Here is a 14798-nt window from a genome sequence, read left to right as displayed (position 1 = left end):
TATGGATCTAGCCAACTTCCTCATCCAGCTGCTCAACAGCGTCCAGTACGGCCTGCTGCTGTTCATGCTGGCCGCCGGCCTCACGCTGATCTTCGGCATCATGGGCGTAGTCAACCTGGCCCATGGCAGTTTCTACATGCTGGGCGCCTACCTGGCCTGGTCGCTCAGCACGCTCACGGGCAGCCTCACCATGGCCATCATCGGCGGCGCGGTGTTGTCGGTGATCTTCGGCCTGGCGCTGGAGTGGTTGCTGTTTCGCCATTTCTACAAGCGCGACCACCTCGACCAGGTGTTGCTGACCTTCGGCCTGATCTATATCTTTGAAGAGGTCCGTTCCATCCTCTGGGGTGACGACGTGCACGGTGTGACGATTCCCGATTTGCTGAGCGCCTCGGTCCCCCTCACTGACAACCTTTCCTACCCCGTCTACCGACTCTTCATGTCGGGCGTGTGCATCGTGCTGGCGCTGGGCCTTTATTTCCTGATCTCCAAAACCCGCCTGGGCATGAAGATACGCGCCGGCGCCTTTAACCGCGACATGGCCGAGTCGCTGGGTATCAATATCAAGTTGATCCACGCTGTGGTGTTTGCGCTGGGCGTGGGCCTGGCGGCCGTGGCGGGCATGATCGCCGCGCCTGTTGCCAGCGTCTATCCCAACATGGGCTCGCAAGTGCTCATCATGTGTTTTGTGGTGGTGGTGATTGGCGGGATTGGCTCGGTGCGCGGTGCGCTGATCTCCGCGCTACTGGTCGGCCTGGTGGATACCTTTGGCAAGGTGCTGCTGCCTTCGATGGCCGGCATGCTGGTGTACATGCTGATGGCTGCTGTCCTTTTGTGGAAGCCAGAAGGACTATTCAAGCAATGAGCTCGGCAAAAGCAAATCTCGAAATCCTGCCGCGCGGCGTGCAGGTGGCATTGGGTCTCGGCCTGATCGCCCTTGTCGCCTTCCCCTTCGTCGGCACCGACTTCTACACCCAGATGGTCACGCGCATGATGATCATGGCGATCTTTGCCATGAGCCTGGACCTGCTGCAAGGCGTCACCGGCCTGGTCTCGTTGGGCCACGCAGCCTACTTTGGCCTGGCAGGTTATGCGCTGGCCTTTTTAACGCCTGCCGGCGAGCCTGTCAGCCTGTGGTGGACCTTGCCAGTGGCCGTGCTGGCCTCGGGCCTGGCCGCACTCATCATCGGTTTCTTTGTGGTGCGCACGCACGGCATCTACTTCATCATGGTCACCATGGCCTTCGCGCAAATGGTGTTCTACCTCTTCTTCGACAACAAGGCCCTGGGCGGCTCTGACGGCCTCTATATCAACTTCAAACCCAGCGCGGCCATCTTCGGCTGGGTGCCGTTTGACCTGGACAAGAAAGTCACTCTCTACTACTTCACGCTCGCGGCCGTGCTGCTGGTCTACGCCTTTTTGCGGCGCCTGCTCTGGAGTCCGTTCGGCCGTACGCTGGCAGGCATCCGCGTCAACGAGCACCGCATGCGCGCCATGGGCTTTGGCACCTTCGGCTACAAACTCTCGGCCTTCACGCTGGCCGGTGGGCTGGCGGGACTGGCGGGTTATCTGTGGGGCGCGCAGACGGGCTACATCAACCCCGAGCTCATGGGCTTTCACATGAGCGCGCATGCCATCATGATGGTCATTCTGGGTGGCATGGGCAACTTCGCCGGCGCCATCGTCGGCGCCTTTGCGTTTGAGTATTTGCTGCACGTCTTCAAGGACCTGCCGCAACTCGGCAGCGTCAATCTTGGCAAGCACTGGCAGCTGTGGATGGGTCTTTTCATCGTGCTGCTGGTGGTCTTCGCGCCGCGTGGCATCCTGGGTTTGGTTGAAAAATTCACCCAGCGCAAAGACAAGGCGGAGGTCGGCCATGAGTGAAGTTCTGCTCTCGGCTAAAAACCTCACCAAGCGCTTTGGCGGTCTTGCTGCCGTCAACGACGTGTCTGTTGACCTCTGGCGCAACCACATCCACGCGGTCATCGGCCCTAACGGCGCCGGCAAATCCACCTTGACCAACCTGCTCTCGGGCGACCTGCTGCCCACCTCGGGCACCGTCACCTTGGGTGCGCATGACGTGACCGGCTGGACCCCCGAGAAAATCTCGGGCAAAGGCCTGGGCCGCAGCTACCAGAAAACCAATATCTTCTTGCCCTTCAGCGTCTGGGAGAACGTGAGGCTGGCCTCACAGTCGCGCGAGCCGAATGCCGCGCACTGGCTCAAGCGCGCCACGAACTTTGCCGCAGTCAACGCCCGTGCCGAAGAAGCGCTGGAGCTGGCCGGCCTGCAAAATCGCAAGCACAGCATCGCCGGCACCATCAGCCATGGCGAGCAGCGCCAGCTCGAGATCGCCATGACGCTGGCCACCAAGCCGCAGGTGCTCCTGCTGGACGAACCGCTGGCCGGCATGGGCGTGGCCGAGGCCGAACGCATGGTCGCCCTGCTGCTGGCGATCAAGAAAGACCACGGCATCCTGCTGGTCGAGCACGACATGGACGCTGTCTTCACGCTGGCCGACAAGCTGACCGTGATGGTCAACGGACAGGTGATTGCCAGCGGCACGCCCGCACAGATCCGTGCCGACGCAGGCGTGCAGGCGGCCTACCTCGGAGAGGAACATTCATGAACACCCCCGAGAAACAGATCGACATCCTGATCGGTGCCCAGGACATCAACACCTACTATGGCGCCAGCCATGTGCTGCGCGGCATTGACTTTCACGTCGCACGCGGCGAGACCATCGGCCTCATGGGCCGCAATGGCATGGGCAAGAGCACGCTGCTCAAAAGCATCATGGGCCTCGTCAAACCGCGCTCGGGCTCGGTCGCAATCAACGGAAGGCCCATGACGGGCGCCCCACCCTACGAAATCGCCCGCCTCGGCATCGCCTATGTCCCCGAAGGCCGCGGTATCTTCGGCAACCTTAGCGTGACCGAAAACCTCAAGATGGCGGCGCGCGCAGGCAGACCAGGAAGCGCCGCAGACGGCGTGGGCCGCAGAAACGACTGGACCTACGAACGCGTGCTGGACACCTTTCCGCGCCTGAAGGAACGCCTGAACCACGGCGGGCAGCAGCTTTCGGGCGGCGAACAGCAGATGCTGACAATCGGCCGCGCGCTAATGACCAACCCCGACGTGCTGATCCTCGATGAAGCCACCGAAGGCCTGGCGCCGCTGATTGCCCGGGACATCTGGCGCATCTGCGGCCTGATTCGCGAGACCGGCATCAGCAGCGTGATCGTCGACAAGAACTGGAAACACGTCACCCAGATCACCGACCGCAATGTCATCCTGGTCAAGGGCCAGGTGGTGTTTGAAGGCAGTTCGGCCGAGCTGCACGCCAAGCCCGAGTTGCTCGCGCAATACCTCGGCGTTTAAGGCCCATTCAATCTGGCCAAGTCACGTTAACAGCGCGTGGCCGCCTCTGGCCCTGGCCACCAGGTGCTATTAGTTTTGTAGCTGCTCACGCCCGTTCTAATTGGGACAACAGCCATTTTTGACCAGAAAATGAACGTGGCCAGCACAACGGGGGCGTCCATCCCGGAAATCCTTCACTGACGTATCAGGATCCGCCGTGATCGCTCCGCGCAGGGAGCGATCATGCTGACGCCCCGTTCAAGGCTGCTTGCGCGCCGTGACCGGTCCGTTCGACATGCCTGCGACAGGTTGTGCGCCCACTGTCGACGCGCCGGAAATAACGCCACCAGCAACCGGCTTCGCCGAAACCTGACCTACCAGGCCTGCAGAGTAGGCGCCCAAGCCACCCGCATTCTGGACAGCCTCTGCGAGGGCCTTTGCCTCCGCAGCCTTTTTGGCGGCTGCCGCCGCTGCCTGGGCTTTTTCCTGTTCAGCCTTTTTCTTCGCTGCCTCCGCGCTCAGTGCCGGTGCCATGGGGCCATAGACCAGCGCAGAACGCTTCATTTGTGAATTGGCAGGCGGAGGCTTGATGAGGTAGGCAGCCTTGTCGTGGATATGGACCTTCTTTTTGCCACCGGAAAGTTCCGTTTCGATCGTAAAGCCGCCCTGGCTGTCTGCAAACATCTCCCAGAGGCTACCTTCACTGATAAACGCGGACACGTATTGGGACGCTTCACCACTGCCGCCACCGGCAGGGCCAAGGCCGCTCGAGCAGTTGCCCACATCGCCGTCGCAACCTTGTTGCTTCTGGTGGGCAGTCAGGGCAAAGGCCTGGGAAGTGATCAAAAGCGCGGCAATAGCCAGTACGTGTTTCGTGTTCATAAGAATTCCTGAGAAAGTAAAAGTTAAAGACTGCGGAGATAAACCACAGGCCGGGGTTCACAACCCTCGCAACATGAGTCGTCTTGAACGGCTGGCGGTTCTATCGCTTACCAGCCGTTACAGCGACACCCTTATGACTTCTCAAGATGCATGCCTGAACAGAAATCGAATGAAATCAACGCACTTCCGGACGGGATGCCCAGAGAAATGTCGGCGCGGACAGACAGGAGTTTTCTTTGCGCGAAGAACTTCTTTGATATCAAGGGCATGCGGTGTCTGCCATGACAGACTTGGCCGCGGCCCTCACCAGGCGTTATGAATTCAGCGCCTGGCCTGAGAGGTGAAGGTGACGGGAAGATTACGGCGCTCCACCCACTGGCAGCCTACAGCTGCGACCGCAATTCCCGGGCGGCATCAAGCAGCAGCGGCAGCAACTCCTTGAGCATCACCTCTCCCCGTAGTCGATGCGGCGACGAGACGACATTGAGCGCAGCCACCGTGCGCCCCTGCATGTCGCGCAGTGGCACGGCCAGCGCATGCACACCCAGTTCATGCTCTTCACTGGCCACGCAGTAATCGTCAATCCGCACCTGGTCAACAAGGGCGCGGAGTTTACGCGGCTCGGTCGTGGTGTGCAGCGTCAACCGGGCCAGGTTGCCGGTTTCGGTTTTGGCCTTCAGCCACGCATTGACGTCAGCTTTCGTTTTCGCGGCCAGCAGCACACGCCCGGTTGATGTGGCGTGGGCGGGCAGGCGTGCCCCCAGGTGCAGGCCGTAGGCCAATACGCGCGCCGGTGTTGTCTTGCTGCCGTCCCCGGAAGACTTCCATTCAAAGCCGCTGCGGCCGATGATGACAATCTCATCGCCATCCAGCACCGCGACAGAAAACGACTCCTGCGTTTGCGCGGCCAGCCGGTTCAGTGTGGGTTGAACGGCGCGCGGCAGGCGCGCGGTGGCCAGGTAACTGCCCGAAAACCGCAGTACCTTGGCCGCCAGCCAAAAATAGCTGCCATCGGTTTCCAGATACCCCAGGTGCGTGAGCGTCAGCAAGTGGCGGCGCGCTGCCGCCCGCGTGATACCTGCCCGCTCCGCCGCCAATGTGGCATTCAGCCGCTGGCGCTGGGTGTCAAAACTCTCCAGTACGGCCATGCCTTTGGCCATGCCTTCAATCAGGTCGGGCTTGGCGATCGGAAAAGCGCCGGGTTTGACAGGGGTGCGGGAAGTGGCCATTGCGCGATCATCGCACAAACAGGCCAAGTATCGTGCAAAGGCAGGGACGGACACTGGCCGCAGCGCGTGCCGCGGCATAACCTTCTCGCATGGGCACATCGCCCCCAATAAGATTTAACGGAGACAACCATGCGCGTACAGGTAGCCATTGTGGGCGGCGGCCCCGCCGGGCATTTGCTGGGCCAGCTGCTTTATAAAGCCGGCATCAACGCCATCGTGATTGAGCAGCGCAGCAAGGAGTACGTGCTGGGCCGCATCCGCGCGGGCGTGCTGGAGCAAGGCACGACCGACCTGCTTGACGAAGCCGGCGTGGGTAGCCGCATGCACAAGGAGGGACTGGTGCATGGCGGCTTCGCACTGGGCTTTGGCGGCGCCCATCACCGCATTGATATGCAGCAACTCACCGGCGGCAAACAGGTGATGGTCTACGGCCAGACGGAAGTCACGCGCGACCTGATGGACGCGCGCGCCGCAGCAGGCTTGGCAACCGCGTATGAAGCCGAAAACGTCAGCCTTCATGACTTTGACGGGCCACGCCCCAAGGTACGTTATGTGCAACACGGTGTAGCGCATGAAGTGGAGTGCGACTTCATCGCCGGCTGCGACGGATTTCACGGCGTGAGCCGCGCCAGCGTGCCGGCCAATGCACTCCAGACCTTTGAGCGGGTCTACCCTTTCGGCTGGCTGGGCGTCTTGTCGGAGACGCCGCCGGTTTCTCACGAACTCGTCTACAGCAACCACGCGCGCGGTTTTGCCCTGTGCAGCATGCGCAGCCACACACGCAGCCGCTATTACGTGCAGTGCGCGCTTGATGACAAGGTGGAGAACTGGAGCGATGACGCTTTTTGGGACGAGCTGCGCAGCCGTCTGGCGCCCGAACTGGCAGAGAGCCTGGTCACCGGTCCGTCGATTGAAAAAAGCATCGCACCGCTGCGCAGCTTTGTCGCCGAACCCATGCGTTTCGGCCGCCTCTTCCTGGCAGGCGACGCCGCCCACATCGTGCCGCCCACAGGCGCCAAGGGATTGAACCTCGCGGCCAGCGATGTCCGGTATCTGGCAGGTGCACTGGCAGAGTTTTACCGCGGCAGCGAAGCCGGCATCAACGGCTATTCAGACACTTGCCTGCGCCGTGTCTGGAAAGCTGTGCGGTTTTCCTGGTGGTTCACGTCCCTCATGCACAAGTTTCCCGATGCAGGCGGCTTCGGGCAGAAACTCCAGGAGGCCGAGCTGGATTATCTGATCCATTCGCAGGCGGCTTCAACGGCGCTGGCCGAAAACTACGTCGGCCTGCCGCTTTAGGGCTGTGCTTTTCCCGTTGCGGTTGTCAGGCCGTGCCCGCGGCACTGATCGCCTGCCGGGCCCACGCCAGCAACTGCGCCGGGTCATCAAGCAGCTCGGCAGGCGCGGCGTAGTATTTTCGCACCTGCACCACACCGTTCTTCGTTGAGTAGCTGAAGGGTTTGGAGCCCTGCTTCTCATACGCCGGCCGCGAAATGTCGTCCACCCGGAAGTACAGGGTGTTGCCCATCACCATGGCGAACTGGTTTCCGCCGTGCTTCATTGCATGGCCGCCAAAAAACTTACCGTCGCGGATGTCGCCCAGCGGGGCCAGCAGTTCACGCACATAGCGGACGAATTCGACGCTGGCGCTCATGCTGTTCCCTTTGCTGCGGCTGAAGTAATTTTCTGACTGGTGTTCATGATGGCCATTATGGTGATGAACGCCTGCCGCCCGTCAGGCATTGCGGGTCATTGAAGGTGGCCGGGTTGGCACGGTCGCAGGGAATACTGCAATTGCTCGCGCCCCGGCAGGCTGACTTGACGGACTCCCGGGCGGTTTGCTCCCAGTTGATATCAGCACAGGCGCTGAGCAGGGCGACCAGGGCCGCGGTGATGGCAAGACGTTTCATGAGGAAGCTCCAGAGCGGTGAATCAGGTGGTGTCGTCCGGCCGGTACACCAGCAGGTCCCCCGGCTGGCAATCGAGAAATTCGCAAATGCGCACCAGCGTGTCGAAGCGCACACCCTTGACCTTGCCCTGTTTGAGCAAGGAGAGGTTGGCTTCGGTGATGCCGACATACGCGGCCAGGTCTTTGGACCTGGCCTTTCGTTCAGACAGCATCACATCGAGTTTAACGACGATGGGCATTCGGGTGGACGGAAGAAGGTCAGACGAACTGCGCGTTCTCTTCAGCCAGCGCCACAGCCCGAGCCATGACGGCGGCGATCTGCCAGACCATGCCGGCAAACAGCAGCGTCAACAGCTCATTGCTGCCCAGGCCCACCGCAAAAGCACGCTGCCCGGCTGGCGCCCCCGATGTCAGCACCACGGTGATCAGCGTGGCGGACAGCACGCCGGCCACCACCGACGCGAAAATGCCGGCGGCAAAACCACGCAGGTATTTGACGGTGCGCACGCTGAAATATTCGGCCTGCGAAAAGCCGGAAAAGCAGCGCATGGCGCACACCAGTCCGTACGACGCGCAGCACACCGGCAGCACGCCCAGCAAGGCGGCCAGGCTTTTTTGGCCCACCGTGATGTCGAGCGCCGCGGTTTGGGATGCCGACAGCATGACACCCGCGCGCAGAAGCAGGCTCTCAACCGGGGTGCTGAGCAGGTGGTAGGCCACCGCCAGCGGCAACGCTACCGCCAGCAAAGCACAAGCCCAGGCCAGCACGCTGCTGATGCCCTGCACGTCAGGCCCTGCAAGGGCCGTAGGGGTTGCGGTATTTTTCAAGGGGAGCACCTCTTGCCTTGTTAAAAGGCCTCCAGTGTCCCAGATTAATTACTGTAAAACAATAATTAATAGCTCTAAAACAGTAATTATTTCCACCCTTGGTGGCCAAACCCTTAAGGCAGCGGGGACGCCGCCCAAAGGTTTCGGTTAAATTGGCCGCAAAACCGCCTGGCGCCCCAAGGCTTCGCGGCCCCTCCCCGTTTACAGCCCGGATCTCCATGCCGCCTACACCCGCTCAACCCACCACCCGTAAAACGGCCTCCTCAACCGCATCAACAGCCACAAGCGTCGCGGCCCAGCCGATACAGTCACTCAAAGGCGTGCGAGTGTTAAGCCTGGCACTCAACCTGCCCGGCCCGGCGGCCCTGATGCGCTGCCGCGAGATGGGCGCCCTCTGTGTGAAGCTGGAACCGCCGCCGCCGGGAGATGCGCCGGCTGGCGCATCCGGTGACCCGATGAAGCTGTACAACCCCACTGCTTATGCCGCGCTGCACGCGGGGGTGCGTTGCGCCGTTGCCGACCTGAAAACCGGGCGCGGCCAAAAGCTGCTGCACCGCGAACTGGCGAAAACCGACGTGCTGCTCACCTCTTTCAGGCCGGCGGCGCTGACCAAGCTGGGCTTGACATGGAAAGCGCTGCACAAACAACACCCGCACCTGAGCCAGGTCGCCATCGTCGGCAGCCCGGGGGAACGGGCGGACGAGCCCGGCCACGACCTGACCTATCTGGCACAGAATGACCTGATCACGGGCGTGGACCTGCCCGCCACGCTGTACGCCGATATGGGCGGCTCTCTGATGGCCAGCGGGGCCGTGCTGCAGGCAGTGATGCACCAGCGGGCAAAGGGCAAGGGCGTCTTTCTCGAAGTCGCCCTCTCCAGCGCAGCCGGTTACCTCGCCCTGCCCCGGGCCTGGGGTCTGACCCAGCCCGGCGCTGCGGTGGGCGGCGGGCATGCGGGCTACCGCGTTTACCGCTGCAAGGACGGACGCGTAGCGCTCGCCGCACTGGAGCCGCACTTTGCCGCCAGCCTGTGCGCGGCGGCCGGCGTGGCCGCTTCCAGCATGAAGACCATGTTTGCGCCTGCAACGCATGCGGCTATTGAGGCCTGGCTTCTGGGCAAGACGCGCAAGGAATTGGAGAAGCTGGCGCAGGACCAGGACATTCCCCTGCACACGCTATCAAATTAGGAGCTGCCTGCGCGTGTTTCTCTTGGACATAGAGGCTATTTGATGCATAAAAATCCGAATACGCCTTCTCTCACGCATCAATACAGGGTGGAGGCTGACGGCAGCCTTTGCCAGCGCTGCCCCAGCAACAGCTGCCTGACAAAACCGTACAGCGCCCATAACAGCAGCAGCGGAATCACCAGCGTCTGCAGCACAAAGATCACGATGAGCCGGATGATGTGCTCGGTGGCCTGCTCAGCCGACCGCTTGAGGTTCTCGAAGTGTTTTGCCACGTCACCGTTTTTGGCCAGCCAGTCTTTCAGCGTATCAACCATGCTGCGGTTGTCGGGCGCCGCTGCAACGGCTGGATTGAGCTTGTCGGTCTGGCCGGCCGTGCGATCAATGAGCTGCTGGCTGGCGGCGTAGTCGGCCGCGAGGAATTTTTGCCACAGCAAGTCGGTGCCCAAGGTAACCAGCGGCACCGCAAAGCGCAGCATCAGCAGGATCACCAGCAGCCTTGACAGCCACAAAGGCACCTGCGGCCTGCGCAGGTAACACCACCACCAGCCCAGCACCGCCGCGCTCAGCGCCAGCGACACCGGCCAGTAGCTGCCAATGCTGATCAAGGCTTTTTGAACGCCGAAGGCCACACTGGCCGCCAGCATCAGATGCGCAAACTGCTCCACCAGGTCATTGACGGGATCCAGGATCTGCCCCGGGGTGAAAGTCACACCCACGCCAAAAGGCTGCACGGAGGCTTCTGTGCCCTGCGCGACCGAAATCACGCCATTGAGCAACCGCGCCGTGGCAAAACTCACCAGCGCACGCTTCAGGCCGGCATCCACCTGCTGCATGGCAGGCGCATCCAGCGGCGCCAGCCAGGCAGAGGCCAGCACGGCTGCCATGGTGAAAGCGGCAAGTGCCTTGCGGGCGATGTCCATGGTGTCTCCAGAAGGGATGAACGGAGGCAAGGTCGAAGACCTGACGGCCTGCCTCTACCTATCTTGCCAGAGAACCACATCCCAGGCAGCCCTGGCTACACTCTCCCGCTGGCCGCAAGAATCCATGACGGTGAAGCCGCGTCATCCACCAGCCTTTTCACGCACAACGCCATCAGGCCGAAGATATTCACGCACCATGGCGCGCGCCCGGTGGATACGGCTTTTGACCGCTTCGCGGGTGAGCTGCAGGCGTTGCGCGATTTCGGTGATGGTGAGCTGCTCCATGTCGCGCAGCAACACCACCTCGCGGTACATCAGCGGAAGGGATTCCAGCGCACGGACCAGGTCGATACGCAGCTCGTCCTGCGGCATCTGCGCGAAATACTTGCCTTCGTCGTGTTCAGAAAGCACCTGCGTGCCGCGCATCAGCGCAAGCGCCGGCAGCATGCACAGCCGCGCGATGATCCTGAACATCCAGCCAGCCACGGCCCCGGCGTCACGCACAGTGCCGACGCGGCGGTAGATGATGATGAGCGCCTCTTGCACCACGTCCTCGATAGCCGAGCCGCGGTGGCACTGGTAGCGGGCGTAACGGCGCGCATCCGGCTGGAGCTGCCGCAGCAGCGAGGCCAGCGCGGCCGGATCACCGGCCTGCGCTGCGGCAAAAAGGGCCGTTTCAATGGCCATCTACATGAGCCCGGCTTTCCAGCTTGCGGCCCACCATAGCGCAACCCGGACAAAAACCAAACAACCCTGTCAGTACCGTGACCACGCCAGCGCCGGCCGCCAGCAACCCAAGCGGTGTGACACCCAGTACAACCAGGCCGCAAGCGGCCATCAAGGCGCCGGACACACCACGCACCCAACGTTCTTTGGGTCCCACATTTTTGCGATAGAACATAAAACTTCCTTTGGCTGCCGTCAAAACGCGGCATCGCTGCAAGGAGGGGTCGTGCGGGCAAAAGGATTCACGCTGGCGAAAATATTGTTGGAATATTGCTGGAATATTGCTGGAATGCGCTGCCCATGAGGCTTGGCCGGCGCGCCCAGGCCGCAAGCCGTACGCACGAATGCTATGAATTTAATAGCTGCTTGCGCCGATTTTTACTGGGTTTGAAGCCAATTTCATCATAAAAAAGGCCCCCGCCGGAGCCTTTATGCCTGCAAGCACCGCATGGATGCACCTAGCGGCCCTTGCGGCCACCAGGTTTGCCGCCGGTGCCCTGCGCCAGCGGTGGCAGGCCGGTGTGGCGGGTCAGCAAACGGCCCTTGACCACGGGAGACGCTTTCACCGTGGCGGCCGTGCCGGTCGAGTTCTTGCGGCGCGCGCTGGTGTAGCTGCCGTCGGTCATCGGCTGGAAGGTCGGGATCAAATGGTGTTTGCCGTTGCCGATCAGGTCGGCGCGGCCCATGGCCTTGAGCGCCTCGCGCAGCACCGGCCAGTTGTTGGGGTCGTGGTAGCGCAGGAAGGCTTTGTGCAGCCGGCGGCGGCGCTCACCGCGCACGATGTCCACCGTCTCGCTGTCGCGCGTGATCTTGCGCAGCGGGTTCTTGTTGGTGTGGTACATCGTCGTGGCCGTGGCCATCGGGCTCGGGTAAAAGGTTTGCACCTGGTCGGCGCGGAAGCCGTTTTTCTTGAGCCAGATGGCCAGGTTCATCATGTCTTCGTCGCTGGTGCCCGGGTGGGCGGCGATGAAGTACGGGATGAGGAACTGCTTCTTGCCGGCTTCGAGGCTGTACTTCTCGAACATCTGCTTGAACTTGTCATAGCTGCCGATGCCGGGCTTCATCATCTTGGTGAGCGGCCCCTGCTCCGTGTGCTCTGGGGCGATCTTCAGGTAGCCGCCGACGTGGTGCGTGACGAGTTCCTTCACGTACTCGGGGCTTTGCACGGCCAGGTCGTAGCGCAGGCCGGAGCTGATGAGGATTTTCTTGACGCCCTTCAAGGCCCGCGCGCGGCGGTACATTTTGATGAGCGGGTTGTGGTCGGTGTTCAGGTTGGAGCAGATGCCCGGGTAGACGCAGCTCGGCTTGCGGCAAGCGGCCTCGATTTCAGGCGATTTGCAGCCGATGCGGTACATGTTGGCGGTCGGCCCGCCCAGGTCGGAGATCGCGCCGGTAAAGCCCTTGACGGTGTCGCGGATCGCCTCGATCTCGCGGATCACCGAGTCCTCAGAGCGGCTCTGGATGATGCGGCCTTCGTGCTCGGTGATGGAGCAGAAGGTGCAGCCGCCGAAGCAGCCGCGCATGATGTTCACGCTGAAGCGGATCATCTCCCATGCCGGGATTTTGGTCGCGCCGTCATGGCTGCCGTTTTCATCCAGATAGCGCGGATGCGGCGAGCGTGCGTACGGCAGGTCGAACACGTAGTCCATCTCAGCCGTGGTCAGCGGGATGGGCGGCGGCGTGATCCATACGTCGCGCGCCGTGGCGCCTTCGCCATGGGCTTGCACAAGGGCTCTAGCGTTGCCGGGGTTAGTCTCCAGGTGCAGCACGCGGTTGGCGTGGGCGTAGAGCACTGCGTCGCTCTTGACCTGCTCGTAAGACGGCAGGCGGATGACGGAGCGGTCGCGCGGCGGGACCTTGATCTTGCCCTGCGCGGTGTGCACGGTGGACGGCAGATTGGGATTGGCGACGAAGGTCAGCGGCTTGATGGCCGGGTTGGCTTTCGCGCCGGCCTCGGCCTTGACCGCCACTTCAGCGGCTTCGTCTTCCCGCGCGCACGTCGCGCCCTGCTCGCGCGCCTGGTCGGAAATCATCAGATACGGGTTCACGTGCGCTTCGACCCGGCCCGGTGTGTCGACGCTGGTGGAGTCGATCTCGAACCAGCCATTGGCGGTTTCGTCGCCGCTGCGGCGAATGAATGCCGTGCCGCGAACGTCGGTGATGCTGGTCACCGGCTCCTTGGCGGCGAGGCGGTGGGCGATTTCAACAATTGCACGCTCTGCGTTGCCGTACAGCAGCAAATCGCATTTGGCATCGACCACGACGCTGCGGCGCACTTTGTCAGACCAGTAGTCGTAATGCGCGATGCGGCGCAGCGAGCCTTCAATGCCGCCCAGGATGATGGGCACGTCCTTGTAGGCCTCGCGGCAGCGCTGTGAATACACCAGTGCCGCGCGGTCGGGGCGTTTGCCGCCCACATCGCCGGGGGTGTAGGCGTCATCGCTGCGGATCTTGTGGTCAGCCGTGTACCGGTTGATCATCGAGTCCATGTTGCCGGCAGTGACGCCGAAGAACAGGTTGGGCTTGCCCAGCACGCGGAAGGGGTCGGCGCTTTGCCACTCGGGCTGGGCAATGATGCCGACGCGAAAACCCTGGGCTTCCAGCATGCGGCCGATGACGGCCATGCCGAAGCTCGGGTGGTCTACGTAGGCATCGCCCGTGACAATGATGATGTCGCAGCTGTCCCAGCCAAGCGCGTCCATTTCGGCCCGGCTGGTGGGCAGGAATTTGGCCGTGCCAAAGCGGGCCGCCCAGTACTTGCGGTAACTGGTGAGCGGCTTGGCGGCGCGCGTAAAAAAGGAGACGTCGACGGGGGCGTTCATGGGCTGGATGGGTAACCCTCGATTGTAAGGTTTACCCTGAGTTTTGCCTCTTTATTTGGCATTTAAGCCCTACAAACACGTGTCCATGCAAGATTGGCATGTTTAAAGTGGCCTCATGACCACGAATGGCCACCAGATTGGCCTGTCCATTTTCTTGCCACGCGCCCATGACTCCTTTCACCGCCGCCCTGCTCGCTGACCTGATCCTGGTGCTCCACGTGGGCATCGTCGCCTTTGCCGTGCTGGGCCAGTTGCTGTTCATGGCCGGCGGCTGGCGCGGCTGGGCCTGGGTGCGCATTGCGTGGGTCAGGCTCGCGCACCTGGCGCTGATCGGCTTTGTGGTGGCACAAAGCTGGCTGGGTGAAATCTGCCCGCTCACGGTATGGGAGCAGTCTTTGCGGCTGCAAGCGGGGCAAGGCAGCTACGTCGGCTCATTCATCGAGCACTGGCTGTCGAGGCTGATCTTTTTCAATGCGCCGGCGTGGGTGTTCACCGTGGCTTACACCGCGTTTGGTGTGCTGGTGTTGCTCAGCTGGTGGTGGTGGCCGCCCCACTGGAAGCGCAAGCGCGCCAGACCTGGTAGCGCCTAGCTGTGCCGCTCGCGGCTGTCCGCCGGTGCCTCATCGCGCTCATTCAGGCCGTAGTCGCGCAGCACATGGGCCACGCGCAGGCGGTAGTTTTCAAACACACCGCCGCGCCCGCGGCTTTGCGCCTTGCGGTGAGATTCAAGGCGGCGCCACTCGAGCACCGCGGCTTCGTCCCTGAAAAATGACAGCGACAGCAACTTGCCGGGATTGCTCAGGCTTTGAAAGCGCTCGACGGAGATGAACCCGTCGATTTGCTCCAGCTGCGGTTTGAGCGCCGCTGCGATATCAAGGTAAGTTTGCATATTGCCCTCAGCGGGCTGCACTTCAAAGATGATGGCGATCATGGGG

The 14798-nt window shown here is 62.2% G+C and carries 18 protein-coding genes; 7 read left to right on the top strand and 11 right to left on the bottom strand.

The window, feature by feature from the left end:
- The first annotated feature begins 1 nt into the window (after nucleotide 1).
- From ACQ4MS_RS19020 to ACQ4MS_RS19005, 4 genes are read left to right on the top strand one after another with little or no spacing between them, the layout of a single operon-like run.
- Nucleotides 2–865 (top strand): branched-chain amino acid ABC transporter permease, encoded by an 864-nt coding sequence (locus ACQ4MS_RS19020; RefSeq protein WP_431096212.1) that lies wholly within the window; start codon nucleotides 2–4, stop codon nucleotides 863–865.
- The gene (locus ACQ4MS_RS19015; protein WP_431096211.1) at nucleotides 862–1884 is read left to right on the top strand and encodes a branched-chain amino acid ABC transporter permease; all 1023 of its coding nucleotides are present in this window, start codon (nucleotides 862–864) and stop codon (nucleotides 1882–1884) included. The genes ACQ4MS_RS19020 and ACQ4MS_RS19015 overlap by 4 nt, the downstream gene beginning before the upstream one ends.
- Nucleotides 1877–2629: an ABC transporter ATP-binding protein gene (locus tag ACQ4MS_RS19010; protein ID WP_431096210.1), complete on the top strand. Its 753-nt coding sequence runs from the start codon at nucleotides 1877–1879 to the stop codon at nucleotides 2627–2629. Before ACQ4MS_RS19015 ends, ACQ4MS_RS19010 begins: the two co-directional genes overlap by 8 nt.
- The gene (locus ACQ4MS_RS19005; protein WP_431096209.1) at nucleotides 2626–3381 is read left to right on the top strand and encodes an ABC transporter ATP-binding protein; all 756 of its coding nucleotides are present in this window, start codon (nucleotides 2626–2628) and stop codon (nucleotides 3379–3381) included. Before ACQ4MS_RS19010 ends, ACQ4MS_RS19005 begins: the two co-directional genes overlap by 4 nt.
- Before the next feature lie 237 nt (nucleotides 3382–3618).
- On the opposite strand, the gene ACQ4MS_RS19000 is transcribed toward ACQ4MS_RS19005, so the two are convergent.
- Together ACQ4MS_RS19000 and ACQ4MS_RS18995 are read right to left on the bottom strand one after the other, a co-directional pair.
- Nucleotides 3619–4242: a hypothetical protein gene (locus ACQ4MS_RS19000; RefSeq protein WP_431096208.1), complete on the bottom strand. Its 624-nt coding sequence runs from the start codon at nucleotides 4240–4242 to the stop codon at nucleotides 3619–3621.
- Between the two features lie 383 nt (nucleotides 4243–4625).
- Complete coding sequence (locus ACQ4MS_RS18995; RefSeq protein WP_431096206.1) at nucleotides 4626–5471, bottom strand: IclR family transcriptional regulator domain-containing protein; 846 nt, start codon at nucleotides 5469–5471, stop codon at nucleotides 4626–4628.
- Between the two features lie 129 nt (nucleotides 5472–5600).
- Here ACQ4MS_RS18995 and pobA point away from each other — a divergent pair, with 129 nt between their 5' ends.
- Nucleotides 5601–6770, top strand: a complete 1170-nt coding sequence (gene pobA, locus ACQ4MS_RS18990; protein ID WP_431096205.1) for a 4-hydroxybenzoate 3-monooxygenase — start codon at nucleotides 5601–5603, stop codon at nucleotides 6768–6770.
- A gap of 25 nt (nucleotides 6771–6795) precedes the next feature.
- Here the strand turns inward: pobA and ACQ4MS_RS18985 are convergent, their stop codons facing one another.
- The 4 genes from ACQ4MS_RS18985 to ACQ4MS_RS18970 are packed head-to-tail and all read right to left on the bottom strand — an operon-like array spanning nucleotide 6796 to nucleotide 8208.
- Nucleotides 6796–7125, bottom strand: coding sequence for a TfoX/Sxy family protein (locus ACQ4MS_RS18985; protein WP_431096203.1), 330 nt, complete (start codon nucleotides 7123–7125; stop codon nucleotides 6796–6798).
- A gap of 55 nt (nucleotides 7126–7180) precedes the next feature.
- Nucleotides 7181–7381, bottom strand: a complete 201-nt coding sequence (locus tag ACQ4MS_RS18980) for a hypothetical protein (RefSeq protein ID WP_431096201.1) — start codon at nucleotides 7379–7381, stop codon at nucleotides 7181–7183.
- Nucleotides 7382–7403: 22 nt separating this feature from the next.
- Entirely contained in the window at nucleotides 7404–7619 is a 216-nt protein-coding gene (locus ACQ4MS_RS18975; RefSeq protein WP_431096199.1) for a helix-turn-helix domain-containing protein, read from the bottom strand.
- 19 nt (nucleotides 7620–7638) lie between these two features.
- Nucleotides 7639–8208, bottom strand: coding sequence for a DUF2975 domain-containing protein (locus tag ACQ4MS_RS18970; RefSeq protein ID WP_431096198.1), 570 nt, complete (start codon nucleotides 8206–8208; stop codon nucleotides 7639–7641).
- A 218-nt stretch (nucleotides 8209–8426) separates the two neighbouring features.
- Here ACQ4MS_RS18970 and ACQ4MS_RS18965 point away from each other — a divergent pair, with 218 nt between their 5' ends.
- Nucleotides 8427–9395 (top strand): CoA transferase, encoded by a 969-nt coding sequence (locus tag ACQ4MS_RS18965; RefSeq protein WP_431096197.1) that lies wholly within the window; start codon nucleotides 8427–8429, stop codon nucleotides 9393–9395.
- A gap of 77 nt (nucleotides 9396–9472) precedes the next feature.
- Here ACQ4MS_RS18965 and ACQ4MS_RS18960 read toward each other — a convergent pair whose 3' ends face one another.
- The 4 genes from ACQ4MS_RS18960 to ACQ4MS_RS18945 all read right to left on the bottom strand — a co-directional run bounded on the left by ACQ4MS_RS18960 (nucleotide 9473) and on the right by ACQ4MS_RS18945 (nucleotide 13863).
- Nucleotides 9473–10315, bottom strand: a complete 843-nt coding sequence (locus ACQ4MS_RS18960) for a hypothetical protein (protein ID WP_431096195.1) — start codon at nucleotides 10313–10315, stop codon at nucleotides 9473–9475.
- Nucleotides 10316–10456: 141 nt separating this feature from the next.
- Nucleotides 10457–11002, bottom strand: a complete 546-nt coding sequence (locus ACQ4MS_RS18955; RefSeq protein ID WP_431096194.1) for an RNA polymerase sigma factor — start codon at nucleotides 11000–11002, stop codon at nucleotides 10457–10459.
- Nucleotides 10992–11216, bottom strand: a complete 225-nt coding sequence (locus ACQ4MS_RS18950) for a YgaP family membrane protein (RefSeq protein ID WP_431096192.1) — start codon at nucleotides 11214–11216, stop codon at nucleotides 10992–10994. Before ACQ4MS_RS18950 ends, ACQ4MS_RS18955 begins: the two co-directional genes overlap by 11 nt.
- A 283-nt stretch (nucleotides 11217–11499) precedes the next feature.
- Entirely contained in the window at nucleotides 11500–13863 is a 2364-nt protein-coding gene (locus ACQ4MS_RS18945; RefSeq protein ID WP_431096191.1) for a YgiQ family radical SAM protein, read from the bottom strand.
- Between the two features lie 167 nt (nucleotides 13864–14030).
- Here ACQ4MS_RS18945 and ACQ4MS_RS18940 point away from each other — a divergent pair, with 167 nt between their 5' ends.
- The gene (locus ACQ4MS_RS18940) at nucleotides 14031–14453 is read left to right on the top strand and encodes a DUF2784 domain-containing protein (RefSeq protein ID WP_431096189.1); all 423 of its coding nucleotides are present in this window, start codon (nucleotides 14031–14033) and stop codon (nucleotides 14451–14453) included.
- Here ACQ4MS_RS18940 and ACQ4MS_RS18935 read toward each other — a convergent pair.
- Nucleotides 14450–14794 carry an antibiotic biosynthesis monooxygenase family protein gene (locus tag ACQ4MS_RS18935; protein WP_431096188.1) on the bottom strand — a complete coding sequence of 115 codons (345 nt, stop codon included), beginning with the start codon at nucleotides 14792–14794 and terminating at the stop codon, nucleotides 14450–14452. The two genes, ACQ4MS_RS18940 and ACQ4MS_RS18935, sit on opposite strands and share 4 nt — an antisense overlap.
- Nucleotides 14795–14798: the final 4 nt, after the last annotated feature.

The organism is Polaromonas aquatica (assembly GCF_050626995.1).
GTDB lineage: Bacteria > Pseudomonadota > Gammaproteobacteria > Burkholderiales > Burkholderiaceae_C > Polaromonas > Polaromonas aquatica_A.
Note: the sequence above shows the minus strand (reverse complement) of the source record. Positions and strands in the feature narration are given on the sequence as shown.

Excerpts from the sequence above, each read along its gene's own strand:
- ACQ4MS_RS19020 (WP_431096212.1), top strand. The coding sequence starts at position 2 with ATGGATCTAGCCAACTTCCTCATCCAGCTGCTCAACAGCGTCCAGTAC.
- ACQ4MS_RS19015 (WP_431096211.1), top strand. The coding sequence starts at position 862 with ATGAGCTCGGCAAAAGCAAATCTCGAAATCCTGCCGCGCGGCGTGCAG.
- ACQ4MS_RS19010 (WP_431096210.1), top strand. The coding sequence starts at position 1,877 with ATGAGTGAAGTTCTGCTCTCGGCTAAAAACCTCACCAAGCGCTTTGGC.
- ACQ4MS_RS19005 (WP_431096209.1), top strand. The coding sequence starts at position 2,626 with ATGAACACCCCCGAGAAACAGATCGACATCCTGATCGGTGCCCAGGAC.
- ACQ4MS_RS19000 (WP_431096208.1), bottom strand. The coding sequence starts at position 4,242 with ATGAACACGAAACACGTACTGGCTATTGCCGCGCTTTTGATCACTTCC.
- ACQ4MS_RS18995 (WP_431096206.1), bottom strand. The coding sequence starts at position 5,471 with ATGGCCACTTCCCGCACCCCTGTCAAACCCGGCGCTTTTCCGATCGCC.
- pobA (WP_431096205.1), top strand. The coding sequence starts at position 5,601 with ATGCGCGTACAGGTAGCCATTGTGGGCGGCGGCCCCGCCGGGCATTTG.
- ACQ4MS_RS18985 (WP_431096203.1), bottom strand. The coding sequence starts at position 7,125 with ATGAGCGCCAGCGTCGAATTCGTCCGCTATGTGCGTGAACTGCTGGCC.
- ACQ4MS_RS18980 (WP_431096201.1), bottom strand. The coding sequence starts at position 7,381 with ATGAAACGTCTTGCCATCACCGCGGCCCTGGTCGCCCTGCTCAGCGCC.
- ACQ4MS_RS18975 (WP_431096199.1), bottom strand. The coding sequence starts at position 7,619 with ATGCCCATCGTCGTTAAACTCGATGTGATGCTGTCTGAACGAAAGGCC.
- ACQ4MS_RS18965 (WP_431096197.1), top strand. The coding sequence starts at position 8,427 with ATGCCGCCTACACCCGCTCAACCCACCACCCGTAAAACGGCCTCCTCA.
- ACQ4MS_RS18960 (WP_431096195.1), bottom strand. The coding sequence starts at position 10,315 with ATGGACATCGCCCGCAAGGCACTTGCCGCTTTCACCATGGCAGCCGTG.
- ACQ4MS_RS18955 (WP_431096194.1), bottom strand. The coding sequence starts at position 11,002 with ATGGCCATTGAAACGGCCCTTTTTGCCGCAGCGCAGGCCGGTGATCCG.
- ACQ4MS_RS18950 (WP_431096192.1), bottom strand. The coding sequence starts at position 11,216 with ATGTTCTATCGCAAAAATGTGGGACCCAAAGAACGTTGGGTGCGTGGT.
- ACQ4MS_RS18945 (WP_431096191.1), bottom strand. The coding sequence starts at position 13,863 with ATGAACGCCCCCGTCGACGTCTCCTTTTTTACGCGCGCCGCCAAGCCG.
- ACQ4MS_RS18940 (WP_431096189.1), top strand. The coding sequence starts at position 14,031 with ATGACTCCTTTCACCGCCGCCCTGCTCGCTGACCTGATCCTGGTGCTC.
- ACQ4MS_RS18935 (WP_431096188.1), bottom strand. The coding sequence starts at position 14,794 with ATGATCGCCATCATCTTTGAAGTGCAGCCCGCTGAGGGCAATATGCAA.